The 16432-nt window shown below is 71.9% G+C and carries 18 protein-coding genes and 1 tRNA gene; 13 read left to right on the top strand and 6 right to left on the bottom strand.

The window, feature by feature from the left end; translation table 11 throughout:
* The first annotated feature begins 67 nt into the window (after nucleotides 1–67).
* Nucleotides 68–718 carry a deoxyribose-phosphate aldolase gene (gene deoC / locus ACQEVB_RS18395; protein ID WP_432972659.1) on the top strand — a complete coding sequence of 217 codons (651 nt, stop codon included), beginning with the start codon at nucleotides 68–70 and terminating at the stop codon, nucleotides 716–718.
* A gap of 10 nt (nucleotides 719–728) precedes the next feature.
* Here deoC and ACQEVB_RS18390 read toward each other — a convergent pair whose 3' ends face one another.
* Nucleotides 729–1460 (bottom strand): alpha/beta hydrolase, encoded by a 732-nt coding sequence (locus ACQEVB_RS18390; protein WP_432972656.1) that lies wholly within the window; start codon nucleotides 1458–1460, stop codon nucleotides 729–731.
* 218 nt (nucleotides 1461–1678) lie between these two features.
* Between ACQEVB_RS18390 and ACQEVB_RS18385 the strand changes: the two genes are divergently transcribed.
* Genes ACQEVB_RS18385 through ACQEVB_RS18375 form a run of 3 tightly spaced genes read left to right on the top strand, consistent with a single transcriptional unit; the run spans nucleotide 1679 to nucleotide 4753 of the window.
* Nucleotides 1679–2809: a pyridoxal-phosphate dependent enzyme gene (locus ACQEVB_RS18385; RefSeq protein WP_432972653.1), complete on the top strand. Its 1131-nt coding sequence runs from the start codon at nucleotides 1679–1681 to the stop codon at nucleotides 2807–2809.
* On the top strand, nucleotides 2806–3426 hold the full coding sequence (locus tag ACQEVB_RS18380) for a helix-turn-helix transcriptional regulator (protein ID WP_432972650.1): 621 nt from the start codon (nucleotides 2806–2808) through the stop codon (nucleotides 3424–3426). Before ACQEVB_RS18385 ends, ACQEVB_RS18380 begins: the two co-directional genes overlap by 4 nt.
* 52 nt (nucleotides 3427–3478) lie before the next feature.
* Complete coding sequence (locus ACQEVB_RS18375) at nucleotides 3479–4753, top strand: mandelate racemase/muconate lactonizing enzyme family protein (protein ID WP_432972647.1); 1275 nt, start codon at nucleotides 3479–3481, stop codon at nucleotides 4751–4753.
* 8 nt (nucleotides 4754–4761) lie between these two features.
* Here the strand turns inward: ACQEVB_RS18375 and ACQEVB_RS18370 are convergent, their stop codons facing one another.
* Nucleotides 4762–5508 carry a ribonuclease activity regulator RraA gene (locus tag ACQEVB_RS18370; protein ID WP_432972644.1) on the bottom strand — a complete coding sequence of 249 codons (747 nt, stop codon included), beginning with the start codon at nucleotides 5506–5508 and terminating at the stop codon, nucleotides 4762–4764.
* Between the two features lie 124 nt (nucleotides 5509–5632).
* The gene (locus tag ACQEVB_RS18365; RefSeq protein WP_432972641.1) at nucleotides 5633–6148 is read right to left on the bottom strand and encodes an Lrp/AsnC family transcriptional regulator; all 516 of its coding nucleotides are present in this window, start codon (nucleotides 6146–6148) and stop codon (nucleotides 5633–5635) included.
* A gap of 273 nt (nucleotides 6149–6421) precedes the next feature.
* Between ACQEVB_RS18365 and ACQEVB_RS18360 the strand changes: the two genes are divergently transcribed.
* The 8 genes from ACQEVB_RS18360 (at nucleotide 6422) to ACQEVB_RS18325 (ending at nucleotide 12657) form a co-directional block, all read left to right on the top strand.
* Nucleotides 6422–7780 (top strand): MFS transporter, encoded by a 1359-nt coding sequence (locus ACQEVB_RS18360; protein ID WP_432972638.1) that lies wholly within the window; start codon nucleotides 6422–6424, stop codon nucleotides 7778–7780.
* A gap of 68 nt (nucleotides 7781–7848) precedes the next feature.
* Entirely contained in the window at nucleotides 7849–9156 is a 1308-nt protein-coding gene (locus tag ACQEVB_RS18355; protein WP_432972635.1) for an MFS transporter, read from the top strand.
* Nucleotides 9156–10157 carry an LLM class flavin-dependent oxidoreductase gene (locus ACQEVB_RS18350; RefSeq protein ID WP_432972632.1) on the top strand — a complete coding sequence of 334 codons (1002 nt, stop codon included), beginning with the start codon at nucleotides 9156–9158 and terminating at the stop codon, nucleotides 10155–10157. The genes ACQEVB_RS18355 and ACQEVB_RS18350 overlap by 1 nt, the downstream gene beginning before the upstream one ends.
* A gap of 85 nt (nucleotides 10158–10242) precedes the next feature.
* Nucleotides 10243–10629, top strand: a complete 387-nt coding sequence (locus tag ACQEVB_RS18345) for an SCO5389 family protein (protein ID WP_432972629.1) — start codon at nucleotides 10243–10245, stop codon at nucleotides 10627–10629.
* Nucleotides 10630–10724: 95 nt separating this feature from the next.
* A complete protein-coding gene (locus tag ACQEVB_RS18340) occupies nucleotides 10725–11192 on the top strand; it encodes an SRPBCC family protein (RefSeq protein WP_432972626.1) in 468 nt (155 codons plus the stop codon).
* Nucleotides 11193–11204: 12 nt separating this feature from the next.
* Nucleotides 11205–11792, top strand: coding sequence for a hypothetical protein (locus tag ACQEVB_RS18335; protein WP_432972623.1), 588 nt, complete (start codon nucleotides 11205–11207; stop codon nucleotides 11790–11792).
* 41 nt (nucleotides 11793–11833) lie between these two features.
* Nucleotides 11834–12346: a hypothetical protein gene (locus ACQEVB_RS18330; RefSeq protein ID WP_432972621.1), complete on the top strand. Its 513-nt coding sequence runs from the start codon at nucleotides 11834–11836 to the stop codon at nucleotides 12344–12346.
* 59 nt (nucleotides 12347–12405) lie between these two features.
* Nucleotides 12406–12657, top strand: coding sequence for a DUF6158 family protein (locus tag ACQEVB_RS18325; protein ID WP_432972618.1), 252 nt, complete (start codon nucleotides 12406–12408; stop codon nucleotides 12655–12657).
* 70 nt (nucleotides 12658–12727) lie between these two features.
* Here ACQEVB_RS18325 and ACQEVB_RS18320 read toward each other — a convergent pair.
* Nucleotides 12728–12801, bottom strand: a tRNA-Arg gene (locus tag ACQEVB_RS18320).
* 162 nt (nucleotides 12802–12963) lie between these two features.
* Here ACQEVB_RS18320 and ACQEVB_RS18315 point away from each other — a divergent pair.
* Nucleotides 12964–13707: an SDR family oxidoreductase gene (locus ACQEVB_RS18315; protein ID WP_432972615.1), complete on the top strand. Its 744-nt coding sequence runs from the start codon at nucleotides 12964–12966 to the stop codon at nucleotides 13705–13707.
* 10 nt (nucleotides 13708–13717) lie between these two features.
* Here ACQEVB_RS18315 and betC read toward each other — a convergent pair whose 3' ends face one another.
* Nucleotides 13718–15247, bottom strand: a complete 1530-nt coding sequence (betC, locus tag ACQEVB_RS18310) for a choline-sulfatase (RefSeq protein ID WP_432972612.1) — start codon at nucleotides 15245–15247, stop codon at nucleotides 13718–13720.
* A gap of 129 nt (nucleotides 15248–15376) precedes the next feature.
* Nucleotides 15377–16324, bottom strand: a complete 948-nt coding sequence (locus tag ACQEVB_RS18305) for a patatin-like phospholipase family protein (protein WP_432972609.1) — start codon at nucleotides 16322–16324, stop codon at nucleotides 15377–15379.
* Nucleotides 16325–16432 lie beyond the last annotated feature (108 nt).

Raw genomic sequence — 16432 nt, 5'->3', positions numbered from 1 at the left:
TGTATAGACAGCTAGAGTCCTGCCGGTGACCAGCCACGACACTCCATCCCCGGCCGCGATCGCGAAGATGATCGACCACTCACTGCTGCGGCCCGAGCTGACACCCGAGGACATCCGGGTCGGCTGCGCCCTGGCCGCCCGCCACGACGTCGCGTCCGTCTGCGTACGACCCGGCGATGTCGTGCACGCCGCCGCGCTGCTCGCCGACACCGGGGTACTGGTCGGCACGGTCGCCGGCTTCCCGCACGGCTCGTCGACGACGCGGACGAAGGTCGCCGAGACCGAGACCGCCGTCGCGCAGGGCGCCGCCGAGATCGACATGGTCGTCAACATCGGGGCCCTGCGCGCCGGCGACGTCGACGCGGTCGAGCTCGACATCCGGGCGGTCGTCGAGGCCGCGCAGGTGCCGGTCAAGGTCATCCTGGAGAACGCCTACCTCACCGACGAGCAGAAGATCGCCGGATGCCGGGCCGCCGAGGTCGCCGGCGCCGCGTTCGTGAAGACCTCGACCGGCTACGCGCCCAGCGGCGCCACCCTGGCCGACGTCCGGCTCATGCGGGCCGCCGTCTCGCCCCACGTGGCGATCAAGGCCGCGGGCGGCGTCCGCACGCTGGACGTCCTGCTCGAACTCGTCGCCGCCGGCGCGACCCGGTTCGGGGCCACCGCCACCGAGACGATCCTGGCCGACGCCGCCCGCCGGACGACCTCGACGGTGTGACCGGTCGGCCTCACCTCAGGTGGCGGACGAGGAACCGCGTCGAGGCCTCCCCCTCGAACTGCGGGACACCGGTGTGCCCACCCATGTTGGCGTGCAGCGTCTTCTCCGTGCTGCCGAACGCGTCGAAGAGGTCAAGGGCACGCTGGCGGTCATTGCCCTCGTCGTCCCACTGCAGCAGGACGTGCACCGGAGCGGTGACCCGGCGCGCTTCCTCGATGATGCCGAGGGGCACGAAACTCCCGGCGAACAGGAGCGCGGCCGCGATGCGCGGCTCGATGCGCGCCAGCCGGACGCCGATCGCGATCACCCCGCCCGCGAACCCGACCGGGCCCGCGATCTCGGGTCGCAGGAGGAGCGCGTCAATCGCGGCGCGCCATTCGGGGACCGACGCCTCGACGAGCGGGAGGATGAGCCGGTCGACGATCTCGTCGCCGACCGGCTGACCGGCCGCCAGGGTCCGGCGCACGTCGGCCCGGGCCTGGTCGGCGGCGGCGGACCGGGGCCGGACACCGCTCCACGGGAGCTCGATGGTCGCCGCGGCCAAGCCCTCGGCCACGCAGGCGCGGGCGCGGGCGGTCACCCGGGGGTGCATCCGGTCCAGGCCGCCGGGATGGCCGAGCAGGACCAGCGGGGCCGGTGCGACGGCGGACGCGGACGTCCACAGGACACCCGGGACGTCGCCGAGGGCGAAGCTGCGCTCGAGGACGTCGTCGTCGAGGCGCTGTTCAGAGGTGAAACGCATGATCGGGCCTTTCGGGAGCTCGCGAACGGCGCTCCCGGACGACCTACCGCCCGACCGTGACCCCTGAGGGGAGCACCCACGTCGACTGGTTCACGGGTACCACCTCCTCGGTCTCTCGCACGGCCCCGGCACCGTAGCAACGGCAGCTGTGGCCGACCACGTATTTTCCGTTCATCGACTGCCCGTCCATATTTGGACGATTCGTCTATTCTTGCACCATGACTCACCTGCTCGACCGGTCCGGCCGCCGCTACCCGGCGAACGACGCGCGCTGGCGCGGCGACGACGGCAGCCCGCTGATGATGACGCCGCTGCGCGCGCCGGCGCCGGACGAGATCGTCGGCTCCGACCGGTCGCTGTGGCGCTACCGTGCGGCGCTGCCGGTCGCGCCCGAACACGCGGTCAGCCTGGGCGAGGGCATGACGCCGATGCTCACGCAGGACTGGGGCGGGCACCGGGTGCACGTCAAGCTGGAGTGGTTCAACCCGACGAGCAGCTTCAAGGACCGCGGGGTCAGCGTCATGATCTCGCACCTGCGCAGCCTCGGCGTCCCTGCCGTGCTGGAGCACAGCAGCGGCAACGGCGGTTCGTCCGTCGCCGCCTACGCCGCGGCCGCTGGGATGCGCGCCCGGATCGTGGTGCCCGCGGCGACCTCACCGGCGAAGATCCTGCAGGCCCGCGCGTTCGGCGCGCAGCTCCAGCCCGTCGAGGGCAGCCGCGACGATGTCGCGGACGAGGCGGTCCGGCAGTCGGCGAGCACCTGCTACGCGAGCCACAACTGGCAGCCCTACTTCCTCCAGGGCATCAAGACCATCGCGTACGAGATGTGGGAGGCACTGGGCTTCACCGCGCCCGACAACGTCGTGGTGGTGGCCGGCGCGGGCAGCCTCGTGCTCGGCTGCGACATCGCCTTCTCCGAGCTGCTCGACGCCGGGCTCATCAGCCGGCGGCCGCGGCTGCTGGTCGGCCAGCCGGAGCACTGGGCCACCATCGCCGACACGGTCAACGGCGTCGACCCGACCACGCGCGGTCCACGGGTGCCCACCGTCGCGGAGGGCGCCTCGATCGCCCGTCCGGTGCGCCTGCCCGAGGTGGTCGACGCGATCCGCCGCTCCGCCGGGGCCGCCGTCGCGGTCACCGAGGACGAGATCACCTCGGCCGTCCGCGCGCTGGCCGCGCGCGGCCTCTACGCCGAACCCAGCAGCGCGGTGGCGGCGGCCGCCTTCCACCGCTTCGCCGCCGACGGCACCATCGGCCCCGACCAGACGACCGTCGTCGTGCTGACCGGCACCGGCCTCAAGGCGATCGACGCGATGGCCCGCGTCCTCGACGCCCCGGAGCCGGCATGAGCACCGACGAGGACGAGCACCTGCTGGCCCAGGCCGCCACGACGGCGGTCGCGATCGGCCGGATGTTCCCCGGGCTGTGCGAGGTGGTGCTGCACGACCTGCGCGACCCCGGCAACGCCATCCGCGTCATCGAGAACAACCTGTCCGGGCGCGCCGTCGGGGACTCGGCCACCGAGCTGGGGCTGCGCCGCATCGCCGATCCCGCCTACCCCGACGTCGTCCAGAACTACCCGAACCGCTTCCCCGACGGGCGACCGGTCAAGAGCACCTCGATCGGCATCAGGAACCGCGCCGGTCGCTACATCGCTGCGCTGTGCCTCAACCTGGACCTGTCGTCGCTGTCCCCGATGGCACTGACGCTCACCGCCCTGGTCAGCACCGCCGTCGAGGACCAGGGCGAGGACCTGCGCCCGCACTCCCTGCGCGCCACCGTCGAGGCCTTCGCTGCGGAACGGGCGAGCAGCCCGCGAGCCCTGTCCCGGGAACGCAAGCGCGAGCTCGTCCGGCTCCTGCACCGCGACGGCTGGTTCGCGTCCCGCAGCTCCGCCGAGACCATCGCCGACCTCCTCGGCGTCTCCCGGGCCACCGTCTACAACTACGCCAAGTCGGCGGACTGACGCCGTATCGTCAAGATCGGCCACCAGCACAAGCACGTACGAGGGGTTCAGCGTGGAGCATTCGTCCGTCACCGAGGAGCACGTCGCGACGGCGTCCCGACCGAGCGCGTTGCGCATCACCGATGTGCGCGTGGCCAACCTGCACGGGGTGCCGTTCCGCTCGTCGATCATCCGCATCGACACCGACCAGGGACTCGTCGGGTACGGCGAGGTCCGCGACCAGGCCAGCGCCACCTACGCGCTCGTCCTCAAGAGCCGGCTCGTCGGCGAGAACCCCTGCAACCTGGACAAGATCTTCCGCAAGATCAAGCAGTTCGGGTTCCACGGCCGCCAGGGCGGCGGGGTGTCGGGCGTCGAGATGGCGCTGATGGACCTCGCCGGCAAGGCGTACGGCGTGCCGGCCTACGCGCTGGTCGGCGGCAAGTTCCGGGACCGGATCCGGTGCTACGCGGACACGCCGTCGCTCCCCGACCCGGCGGCGATGGGCGCACGGTTGCTGGAGCGCAAGCAGCGCGGGTTCTCGATGCTCAAGATGGACGTCGGCATCGACCTGCTCTGGGACGTGCCGGGCGCGTTGATCGCGCCGGCCGGCGCGCGCGAGGACCAGACGACGATGCACCCGTTCTCGGGCATCCAGGTCACCGCGAAGGGCGTCGAGCACCTGGCCGCCTACGTCGACACCGTGCGCTCGATCGTCGGCTACGACGTCGCGCTGGCCGCCGACCACTTCGGGCACATCGCGCTGGACTCCTGCATCCGGATCGGCCGGGCGCTCGAGCCGTTCACGCTGGCGTGGATCGAGGACCTGATCCCGTGGCAGCTGACCGACCAGTGGCGCCAGCTCACGACGTCCGTCGCCGTCCCGACCTGCACGGGCGAGGACATCTACCTGCTCGACGGCTTCCGGCCGCTGCTCGACGCGGGCGCCATCCGGGTGGTGCACCCGGACCCGGCGACGTCGGGCGGCATCGCGGAGACCAAGCGGATCGGCGACTACGCGCAGGAGCGCGGGATCGCGATGGCGCTGCACCTGGCCGCCTCACCGATCGCCACGATGGCCAGCGTGCACCTGGCCGCGGCCACCGAGAACTTCCTCGCGCTCGAGCACCACGCCGCGGACGTCGAGCTGTGGAGCGACCTGGTCACCGAGCTGCCGCGCCCACTGATCCAGGACGGGCACATCGCGGTGCCGGAGACGCCGGGGCTCGGGTTCGGCGACATCGACGAGGAGCTGTTCCGCCGCCACCTCGACCCCCGCGACCCGGTGTTCTTCGCGGAGACGACGCACTGGGACGCCGAGTCGAGCCACGACCGGCTCTGGAGCTGACGCTCGGGTCAGGCCGGTCCGCGCCCCTGTTCCGCGCGCCACTGCTCGTACTCGGGACGGGCCTCGTCCGACAGCGGGTAGTACCGGCGCATGTCGCCGCCCTCGGACAGCCGGATGCGGGAGAACTCCTCCCACTCGGCGTGCTCGGTGGCGACGGCGAGGAGCGCAGGCGCGAGCTTGACCGGCACGACGACCGCGCCGTCGTCGTCGGCGACGATGATGTCGCCGGGCTCCACGAGCGTGCCCCCGCAGGCCACCGGCACGTTGACGGCGGTCGGGACGATGCCGGTCTGCGTGTGGAAGTTGGGGGTGGCGCCCCGGATCCACAGCCCGAGCCCGAGCTGCTTGGCCTTGCCGATGTCGCGGAGGCAGCCGTCCACCACGACGCCGACGCCGCCGCGGCCCTTGAAGTAGGTCAGCATCATCTCGCCGAACACGCCGCTGCCCATGTCGCCACGGGCGTCGACGACCACGATGTCGCCGGGCTGGGTGTGGTACAGCACGTGGCGGTGCAGCTGCTTCTCCGGCTCGGCGTACTCGTCGACCGGGTAGAGGTCCTCGCGCTTCGGCAGGAACTGCAGGGTGAGGGCAGGACCGGCGACGCACACACCCGGTGTGACGGTGACCGGGCCGCTGATGAACGCGCTGCGGATGCCCATCCGGCTGAGCTCCGCGCTCGCGGTCGCGCTCCCGATCTCGGCGAGCGCTGCGGAGAGCTCTGCCGGTGGGCGATCGATGTCGGGGGTCTCGATCATGCTGTCTCCCTGCGGTCGTCGGGCGCCTGGGACCTCGTCGAAGATCGACTCTAGGCCCACCGGCAGGTCCGTACCCGCTGCGCGGCTCGAACATGACCGTTCAGCCCAACGGGCCGTCCGACGGTCACTCCTCGGCGGTCTTCTCCCGTGCGCCCTTCGGGGCGCCGACGCTCTCCAGCACGATCATCGCCTCGGTGTGCACGACGCCCTCGATGCCGCGCAGCTTGCCCTGCAGCAGCTCGCGGAGGTGCACGGCGTCGCGCACGTGGCACTCCACGACCAGGTCCCACGAACCCGTCACGACCCACACCATCCGCACCTCGTCGAGCGCGGAGATGGCCTCGACGCAGGCGTCGAGGCCGCGGTCGGCGCCCAGACGCACGACGACGAGGGTGTGCATGTAGCCGAGCCGGACGAGGTCGATGTCGGCGTGGTAGCCCATGATCACGCCGACCGACTCGAGCCGGGCGATGCGCTCGCCGATCGCGCCGGGCGAGCGGTTGAGCTCGCGCGCGATGGCCCGCACCGACATCCGCGCCTCGTCGCGCAGCAGGGCGACGATCGACCGGTCCAGGGCGTCGAGGACGACCGGTGCGGCCGCCGCATCCTCCGCCGAGGCGGCGCGCACCTTCTCCGTCATCGAACGTTCCCTTCAGAGCGGGGACGGGCGACACTTGACGACTCGCCCGAGGGCGCAGCCTACTTCCGTTCTGCCGAATGCGGCGTACGCCGCGCACATGCCGCTCGTCGGTGCACCTGCCCTTTCGGAGCCTCGGGCGGACGGTCAATTGCTCACTCAGACCACCGAGGATGGAACAGTCGACCGACTTCATCCCGTTTCACTTGTCAAGCGTCGGCAGCGTGGGGTACCCATGTGCGTCCTGCCCGGCTTGGCTCGAAGGAGAGCGAGACAGTGGACGGTGCCCCCGAAGTCGCCGACCGCACGCCCACCGGCGTCGCGGTCGGAAAAGCCATCCGCCGGCTGCTACCGCTGCTGGTGCTCCTCTACATCATCAACTACGTCGACCGCGTCAACATCGGCTTCGCGGCGGCCTCGACGTTCAACGCCGACCTCGGCCTGAGCGCGGCTGCCTACGGGCTCGGCGCCGGCCTGTTCTTCATCGGGTACTTCCTCTTCGAGGTCCCGAGCAACGTCATCCTGCACAAGGTCGGCGCGCGGCTGTGGATCGCCCGGATCATGATCACGTGGGGCCTCGTCGCCACGTCGACCGCGTTCATCCAGGGCGAGATCAGCTTCTACGTCGTGCGCGTCCTGCTGGGCATCGCCGAGGCCGGGTTCTTCCCCGGGATCATCCTGTACCTCACGTACTGGTTCCCGCGGGCGCAGCGGGCGAAGATCGTCGCGCTGTTCTTCATGGCCGTGCCGCTGTCCTCGGTGTTGGGCAGCCCGATCTCGGCGCTGCTCATCCAGAACGGCGCGGGCACCCTGGGCTTCGCCGAGGGCTGGCGCTTCATGTTCTTCGTGGAGGGCATCCCCGCCGTCCTCCTCGGCATCGTGGTGATCTTCCTGCTGCCCAGCAAGCCGCGGAACGCCCGGTGGCTGACCACGGCCGAGGCCACCGCGCTCGAGACGACGATCGCGGCCGAGGACGCGCAGACGGTGGAGCGGGAGGTGACCGTCCGGGAGGCGCTCACCAACGTCCGCGTCCTCGCGCTGAGCACGGTGTACTTCGGGGTCGTCTTCGGCCTGTACGTGCTCGGGTTCTTCCTCCCCACTGTGATCAAGGGCTTCGGCACGCAGTTCGGCGTGAAGATCACCCTGTTGGAGAACGGGCTGATCACGGCGATCCCGTACGCCGTCGCCACCGTGGCGATGTTCTTCTGGTCGCGCCACTCCGACGCGCGCCAGGAGCGGGCGTGGCACGTCGCGCTCCCGGCGTTCGTCGGGGCCGCCGGCATCATCGGTTCGATCTACATGAACAGCCCGGTGCTCGTGATGGTGTTCGTGACCATCTGCACGGTCGGCGTGTTCACGGCGATCCCGGTCTTCTGGCAGCTGCCCAACGCCTTCCTGACCGGCGTCGGCGCGGCGGCCGGCATCGCGCTGATCAACTCGTTCGGCAACCTGGCCGGGTTCGCCGGCCCCTACCTCACGGGCCTGCTCAAGGACCTGACCGGCTCCATCGCGCCCGGTCTGTGGGTCGTCGCCGGGTTCATGGTGCTCTCGGGCATCATCGTGCTGGCGCTGGCGCGGCAGAACGCCGGCAACCCCGTGCTCGCCCCCGCGGGTGAGCCGGCCGCGCACGACTGATCTCCCTCTGCTCCACCGGGGCGGGCCGCGGTGCGCGGCCCGCCCTGCCCACCGGAAGGCTTCCCGCGATGGAGCTCACGAAGGGCGCGCCCCCGTCGACGGCCCGGATCGCGGTCGCGAGCTTCATCGGCACCGCGATCGAGTTCTACGACTTCTACGTCTACGGCACCGCCGCCGCGCTCGTGTTCGGCCAGGTCTTCTTCCCCACGGTCTCGCCGCTGGCCGGCCAGCTCGCCGCGTTCGCCACCTTCGCCGTCGGGTTCGTGGCGCGCCCGCTGGGCGCGATCCTCTTCGGCCACTTCGGCGACCGCATCGGCCGCAAGCGCATGCTGATCGTCTCGCTGGTGACGATGGGCCTGGCCACGATCGCGGTCGGCGTGATCCCGTCGTTCGAGACCATCGGCGTGGCGGCCCCGATCCTGCTGACGCTGGCGCGCTTCGTCCAGGGCATCGGGCTGGGCGGCGAGTGGGGCGGTGCCGTGCTGCTCGCCACCGAGTACGCGCCTGCCCGGCGTCGCGGCCTGTTCTCCGCGTTCCCGCAGCTGGGCCCCGCCGTCGGGTTCGTGCTGGGCAACGCGCTGTTCATCGTGCTGAGCCTGGCGATGACCCGTGAGGCGTTCCTGTCGATCGGGTGGCGCATCCCGTTCCTGGCCTCCGCGGTGCTCCTCGGCGTCGGCTACTACATCCGCGTGCGCATCGCCGAGACCCCGGTCTTCCGGGCCGCCCTCGAGGAGCGCGCACCGGCCCCGGTGCCGTTCGTCGAGCTGCTGCGCGCCCGTGCCGGTGTCCTCGTGCTCGCCACAATGTCGTTCGTGCTGGCGCACACGCTCTTCTACACCGTCACGACGTTCACGCTCTCCTACGCGACGACGACGTTGCAGCTGGACCGCACCGTCGTCCTCGTCGCCACGATGATCGCGGTCGCGATCATGGGTGCCGCGACGCTCGGCGCGGCCGTCTGGTCCGACCGGCTCGGCCGCAGACGCCTCTGCATCGCCGCGGCGGCACTGGCGGCAGTGTGGGCGTTCCCGCTGTTCTGGCTGATCGACACGCGCGACCCGGCCCTGATCACGCTCGGCGCCACGGGCGCGCTGCTGTGCTTCGCGCTGCTCTACGGGCCGATGGGGGCGTTCCTGCCGGAGCTGTTCCCCATCCGGTACAGGTACTCCGGGGCGTCGTTCGCCTACAGCGCGAGCGGGATCGTCGGCGGCGGTGTCAGCCCCATCGTGGCGACGGACCTGCTGCAGCGCACCGGCTCGACGACCGGCGTCTCGGTCTACGTCGCCGGCATCGCCGTCGTGGGCCTGCTCGCGCTCCTGCCCCTGCGCGAGACGAAGGACGCCGACTTCACCGACGGGCTGGTCACCGTCACCTGATGCGGACCGAAGCACTCCGGTTCGGCGTCTTCCTCCCGTCCGCGCAGTTCGCCGGCATGACGGCCACGCAGGCGCTGGACGCCACGCTGGCCACGGCGGTCGCCGCGGAGCAGGCCGGGTTCGACGAGGTGTGGGTGGCCGAGCACCACTTCCAGTCCTACGGGGTGTGCCCGTCGGCGATCACCATGGCTGCGCACCTGCTCGGGGTCACCCGACGGGTGGCCGTCGGCACCGCGGTCACCGTCCTGACCAGCCAGCACCCGGTCGCGGTCGCCGAGCAGGCGCTGCTGCTCGACCAGATCTCGCGCGGCCGCTTCCGGCTCGGCGTCGGCCGCGGCGGCCCGTGGGTGGACCTGCAGGTGTTCGGCGCGCCGGCCGGCGCGTTCGAGTCCGGCTTCGCGGAGTCGCTCGACCTGCTGCTCGCGGCGCTGTCCGGGCGCACCGTCGCGGGGTCCGGGCCCCGGTTCACCTTCCCGCCCGTGCAGGTCGTCCCGTCCGGCACGGGGAGCGGCCCGCCGGTCGTGGTCGCCGCGACGTCGCCCGACACCGTCGACGTCGCCGCGCGGCGCGGGCTGCCGCTCCTGCTGGGCATGCACGCCGACGACGCGGAGAAGGCGGCGGCCGTCGCCCGGCACGGGGGTGCCGGTCACGTCGGCGTCGGCGTCGCGTTCGTGGCGGACACCGACGCCGAGGCGGAGGGCGTGCTGCGAGCCGCGCTGCCGCGCTGGCTGGGGCCCGGACTCGCCTCGTACCGGCGCGCCGACGGCCGGGCGCACCGCACGCGCGACCCGCACGCCTACACCGAGCACCTCATCGGCATCCACCCCGTCGGCTCGGCGCAGCGCTGCCGGGAGCGGCTGGCCGCAACGCTGGACGCGACCGGGCTGCGCCGCGTCTCGTTCCTCGTGGAGGGGGCCGGTGATCCTGCGCGGACCCTGGAGAACGTGCGTCGGCTGGCCGTCGAGGTGCTGGAGCCGCTGCGCGCGCAGCGAGCAGGTTGAGCGGCAGCAGTCAAGTCTGGCGCCGAGCAGGCAGACCGTGCGTACATGGATGGGCACTGTCCGTCGTGATCGGAGAGAGAGACCCATGTCCTTGGACGTCCCTGCACCCGTCCTGCGCGCGGCCGAGAACGGCCCCGTCGACGACGAGACCTTCCTCGACGTCGTCCGCACGTCCCTGCCGTACGCCTGGAGCGTCGTCGAGGCCGCCGTCGCCGACCGCGGCGACAAGCCGTTCGGCGAGCACGAGGTGCCGCCGCCCAGCGAGCAGGAGCGCGGCCAGCTGCTGCGCGCACTGGCCAGCAACGCCATCCGCGGGGCCCTCGAACGGCACTTCGGCGTGGTGCTCGCGTTCCAGAACTGCCACCGCGTTGCGGCCTTCTCGCCCGCCGCCGTGGACGGGCCGGAGTTCCACGCGTTCACCAGCGTGCGCGGCCAGCTGCTCAACCAGAGCCCCGAGCTGCGCGACTGCTGAGCCGCGCCCGGACCGCACCGCACGACGTGACAAGATCGAGATCGAGATCGCCGCCGCCGACGTCGACGAGGTACCGCGTACGTGAAGGAGAACCTGTGCCTCGCTACCACGTCAGCTCGACGTCCTCGGCCCCCGTCGAGGTCGTGTGGGGCCTGTTGGTCGACGGTCGCAGCTGGCCGCGGTGGGCGTCCGGGCTGGACGAGCTGGTGCAGGAGCGTTCGAGCGGGCTCGGTGCGCAGGGCGGCGACGGCGTCGGCGCGGTGCGCGCCTTCCGCACGGGCCGGGTCGTCACCGGGGAACGCCTGACCGAGCTGGTGGAGCAGCGACGCCTGTCGTACGAGGACGCCTTCAACCACGCGATGAAGGACTACCGGGCGGTCGTCGAGCTGGAGCCGACGCCCACCGGCGGGACGGTCATCGACTGGCGCGGAACCTGGCGGATGGTTCCCGGTATCGGCTGGATCCTGCCCTTCGTGCTTCCCCGGGTGATGCAGCGGATGGCCGACGACCTCGCCGCCTACGCCGGCTCCCCGGCAGCCGGCCGCCGGCCGGACGGGTTGTGATGAGATCTGCGGGTGCCCGATGACGGATCGCCCACGGATCCCGGTGCGATCGACCCGTGGGGTGCTCCACCACCGGCTCCCCTGGGGAGTGCGGCCGCCGGCCAGGCCGTGTCGGACATCGCGGCACCGGTGCTGGCCGGCTTCGTGGTCACGCTGATCGGGGTGGTGGCGCAGAACCCGGAGTCGTTCCTCCTGCCCGGCCTCGCGATCGTGGTCATGCTCGTCGCGATGATCGCCTTCGTGGTGTCCGTGACGTGCGGGTTCAGGGCCCGCCAGTTCCTGTGGACCAGGGCGGACCTGCTCGCGTGGTACGACGGCCCGATCGCGGCCGCGTTGGACGGCGCCTACCGCGCCATGCATCGGCGCGACATCGCCACGTGGGCCCGCTGGCGGGCGCGGGTCAGCGCGTCGTACAACGTGGGCATCGTCGCGCTGTTCCTGGGGGTGGCTCTCGTGTGCCTTCCGCCGGCCCGCTACGGCGGCGAACCGGTCAGCGGGACGGAAGCGGTGCTGCGGTACGTCGCAGGAACGTTGGCCGCCGGCGCGGGCGTCGGCGAGTTGTTCTGGTGGGTGTACCGCCGAAGGCGCACCGTCGCGTGAGACAGCACTAGGGTTGGTTCCAACGCGGGGAGGGTGCACCGGTGTCCCGGATGTCGATCGTGCTCAGCGAGCTGCCGGTCGTGCATCGCCTCGAGTTCGCTCCGGGCGCGGTCGTCACGTTGATCCTGGAGACCGACGGTCGCACGGACGAGCTCGTGCTGGGCGGGGTGCTGCTCCGGTCGCAACCCGTGGATCCGTTCCGGCTGCGGATCACCGTCACCGCCTCCGGGGTCGAGGCCGTGGCGACCACGTCGGGGGCGGACGTCATGAGCAGGCTGGAGCGCCCGGTGTCCGTCGGGGCGACGCTGACCGTGGCGATCCACGAGTCGTCGGCGTGGGACACCATCGAGCTGCCCGTACCGCGGTCGTACGAGCGCCGGCCGGCACCCGTCGACAGCGACGAGGACTTCGGGTCCACGGGCCCCGTCCGCCCGGCCCGCCGTCCCCCGGGCCGGGCGCAGGCCGCCCCGGGCATCGCGCCGCGGTCGGGGCAGGCCTGCGCCAGGCACGGGATCTCACCACCCGAGCAGTGCCCGTACTGCGCTCCGGTCTGAGTCTGCGCGGTGTGCAGCACGGCGGCATGAAGGCGCACGTTCGTGGGCACCCCGTCGACATGACGGATCGATCCGAGGGAGTCCCGGCCGCCACGCTCAGCGACGACGACCTGCGCCGCGAGCTGGCCCATCTGCACGAGACGCGCCACGACACGGTCATCGCAGGCAGCGAGTCGGCCCTCGAGAACCACACGCGTCGCATGCTCGAACTCGAGGAGGAGTTCCTGCGGCGCCTGCCGGGCGAGGCCGCCCCCGACCCCATGCGCACCCGGGCCGGACGGCGCAGGGACGCTGCCGGCTCGTCCGGCTGACGGCAGCGCCGACTGGTATCGGCCACCGCCACTCGGCTCCGCGCGAGTGGCGCCGAGAGTTGATCAAGCGCGCCCCCGGCAGGATTCGAACCTGCGACCTAGAGATTAGAAGGCTCTTGCTCTATCCAGCTGAGCTACAGGGGCGTGCCCGGACGGACCGGACGGGAGCAAGGGTAGCGGCCGGGGCGGGTCGGCGCGGGAAGCGGGCGGCGCGTACCGGCCGGTGGCGAGTGCGCCATGGCGCACCCCGACTGTGAAGTGGTTCACATGCCGTCACAACCGAGCGGGTCGCGGCATCTGGTGGGCATGACGAACACGGAACAGACCACAGTGTTGATCACCGGAGGCAACAAGGGGCTCGGTTTCGAGACGGCCCGCAGGCTCGGCGAGCTGGGCTGGACGGTCTTCCTCGGCTCGCGCGACGAAGGTCGCGGACAGGCCGCGGTCGACAAGCTGGCCGCCGGGGGCGCGCAGGTGGTCCTGGTCCCGCTGGACGTGACCTCGGACGAGTCGGTGGCCGACGCCGTACGGCTGGTCCGCAAGCACACCGACCGGCTGGACGTGCTGATCAACAACGCCGGCGCGCCGGGCAGGGCCGTCCACCCCGCGGAGGCGACGGCTGACGAGATCCACTCCGTGTACGACACCAACGTGTACGGGCCGGTCCGGGTCACGCAGGCGTTCCTGCCCCTGCTGCAGGCGGCCGACCAGCCGCGGGTGGTGATGGTGTCCAGCGGCGTCGGGTCCTTCGCGGTCGTGACCGACCCGAACCAGGCCGTCTCGAAGATGCACGAGCTCGCCTACACCTCGTCCAAGGCGGCACTGAACATGATCACCGTCCGGTACGCCCAGGCGTTCCCGGACATCAAGTTCAACGCCGTCACGCCCGGCGAGGTCGCCACGCGCAAGTTCGCCGCGACGGACATGAACAACCACACGGGCCAGTTGACGGTCACCGAGGGCACCGACCCGTTCATCGAGATGGCGACGCTCGGCGCCGACGGACCGACCGGAACCTTCATCGACCGCCTCGGTCCCGTGGCCTGGTAGCCGGTGCGGGTCAGCGCGGGAAGCGGGCGGTGCGCTCCACCTCGTTGAGGTCGAGGTGGTTGCGCATATACTGCCCGCTTCCGTCGGCCGGTGGCGTGTACTCCCACGGCGTCACCCTGCCGGTGCGGAGCGCGGAGTCGACGAGCCGCCGCCGTGCCTGGTCGGCGAGGACATCGGTGTGCAGGGCGTCCATGTCCCAGTCGCGGTCGACCTGCTCGCGGAACGCCTTCACCTGCGCGGACCACGCCGAGTCGGCGGCCAGGTTGACCCGCTCGTGCGGGTCGACGGCGAGGTCGTAGAGCTGGTCAGGGTCGACCGGGGAGTGGACGTACTTGAGGTCGCCGCGGCGGATCATCACGATCGGGGCGATCGCACCCTCGCCCATGTACTCGCCGACCACCTCCCGCTCGACGGTCGGATCGCCCGCGCACAGGTCGATCAGCGACCGTCCGGCAAGGGGATCGACGGGCGCCGGCGCGGCGGCGCCGACGAGGTCGGTGACCGTCGGCAGCACGTCGACCAGCGAGACCGGCGCCGCCACCCGCTTCGGCGAGAACCGCTTCGGTGCGTGGACGATCAGCGGCACCCGGGCCGAGCCCTCGAAGAAGTTCATCTTGTACCAGAGCCCGCGCTCGCCCAGCATGTCGCCGTGGTCGGCGAGCAGCATCACGACCGTGTCGTCGGCGACGCCGAGCGCGCCCAGCGTGGCCGTGAGGCGGGCCGTCCACTCGTCGAGATAGGAGATGTTGCCGTAGTAGGCGCGGCGGGCGTTGCGGACGTCGTCCGGGTTGATCCGCACCTCGTCCATGGCGCTCACCCGGCGCAGCCGGGCGGTGTGCGGGTCGAGCGGGACGTCGGCCGCGGAGATCTCCGGCAGCGGGATGTCCGCGCCCTCGTAGAGGTCCCAGTAGCGGCCGCGCGTCACGTACGGGTCGTGCGGGTGGGTGAAGCTGACCACCAGCAGCCACGGCCGCGGGTCGTCGTCCCGGGCCAGGTCGTGCAGCGCGCGCACGCCCTGGTGGCCGACCTCGTCGTCGAACAGCAGCTGGTTGGTGACCTCGGCGACCCCGGCCCGGGTCACCGAGTCCATGTTGTGGAACCACCAGTCGATCCGCTCGTCGGGCCGGAGCCAGTCGGGCGTCCACCCGAAGTCCGCGGGATAGATGTCGGTGGTGCGCCGCTCCTCGAACCCGTGCAGCTGGTCGGGGCCGACGAAGTGCATCTTGCCGTCGAGCACCGTGCGGTACCCGCCGGCCCGGGCGTAGTGCGCCATCGTCGGGATCGTGCTGGGCAGGTACGCGGCGTTGTCGTAGCCGCGGGTCGCCGACGGCAGCCGGCCCGTCATCATGCAGTAGCGGGCCGGGGTGCACAGCGGTGAGTTGGAGTACGCCGCGTCGAACACGACACCCTCGCGCGCCAGCCGGTCGATCGTCGGCGCATGGGTGACGCGGTTGCCGTAGCAGCCGAGCGCACCCGGGGTGAGCTGGTCGAACATGATGACCAGGATGTTCGGCCGCGCAGCCGGACCGTCGTCGCCCATGGTCGCAGTGTGGCATCCGCGGGGACGACCCTGCCGGCCACCGGATCCGCCCGTGATCAAGGGCAGACGGTCGCGCAGCGCGCTCGACGAGACGTTCTGCCCTTGATCACGGCAACGGCTGCCACCCGGTCAGGCGGTGTCCTGCACCGGCTCGTCGACGCACGCTGCGAGCACGTCCCAGGCCGCCTGCCGACCGACGTCGACCGCGGCGCGCAGCGGTTGGGGGCGGCGCTCGGTGCGGCCGATCCGCGGGCTGCCGAGCGGCGGACGGATCTCCAGCGCGGCGGGGTGCGCCGCGAGCAGGTCGTCCTCCTCCGCCCGGCCCGCCTCGCGGCGCAGCCAGGTCTCGAACGCGCCCGGCGCGTGCCGGGCGAACCACCGCGACAGCACGAGCCGCTCCGGCCGCGACGGAGCCGACACGAGCTCGTCGGACCGCCGGGTGCGCAGCGCCACGATGTGCGTGGCGCCCTGCTCGAGGGCCGTCTGCACGGGGATCGCAGCGCTCACGCCGGCGTCGATGAGCCGGTGCCCACCGAGCTCGACCGGGTCGCCGGCGAGCACCGGCATCGCCGTCGACGCGCGCAGCGCGGTCTGCAGGCTCGCGCGGTCGTGGATCGCGTCGTGCAGGTCGACGGGACGGCCGGTGCGCGCATCGGTGGCCATCGGGTGGAACTCGACGGGGTTGGCGAGGATCTCGGCGAACCCCATCGGCATGATCTCGGTGTACACGGTGTGCACGAGGAACTGCGTGTCGACGATCGGTCGCCGCCGCAGCGTCCGCACCGGGTCGATGGTGCCGCGCATGATCGACGGGGTCCACCACGCGTGCTGGGTGCGCTCGGCGCGCCCGCACAGCAGCCACGCCCCGTTGAGCGCGCCCGCCGAGCTGCCGTACACGGCGTCGAACGCTGGGAGCAGGCCCAGCTGCTCGATCGCGACCGTCATCCCGCTCGAGTACGCACCGCGCGAGCTCCCGCCCTCGACGAGCAGCACGACCCGCGCGTCGTCGCTGCGGTGGCCGGGGATGCTGCCCTGTCGCATGCGCTCACGCAGGACCTGCACGACGTTGTCCGTCACCGTTGCGATCTCCGTTCACCGAGCGACGTCACACAGGTTATGGCCACCGCACACACCGCAGAACCTGTGTGCCGTGGCCGTAACTTGTGTGACGTCGTGCCCCCACCT

Source organism: Pseudonocardia sp. CA-107938, assembly GCF_050936315.1.
Classification (GTDB): domain Bacteria; phylum Actinomycetota; class Actinomycetes; order Mycobacteriales; family Pseudonocardiaceae; genus Pseudonocardia.
Note: the sequence above shows the minus strand (reverse complement) of the source record. Positions and strands in the feature narration are given on the sequence as shown.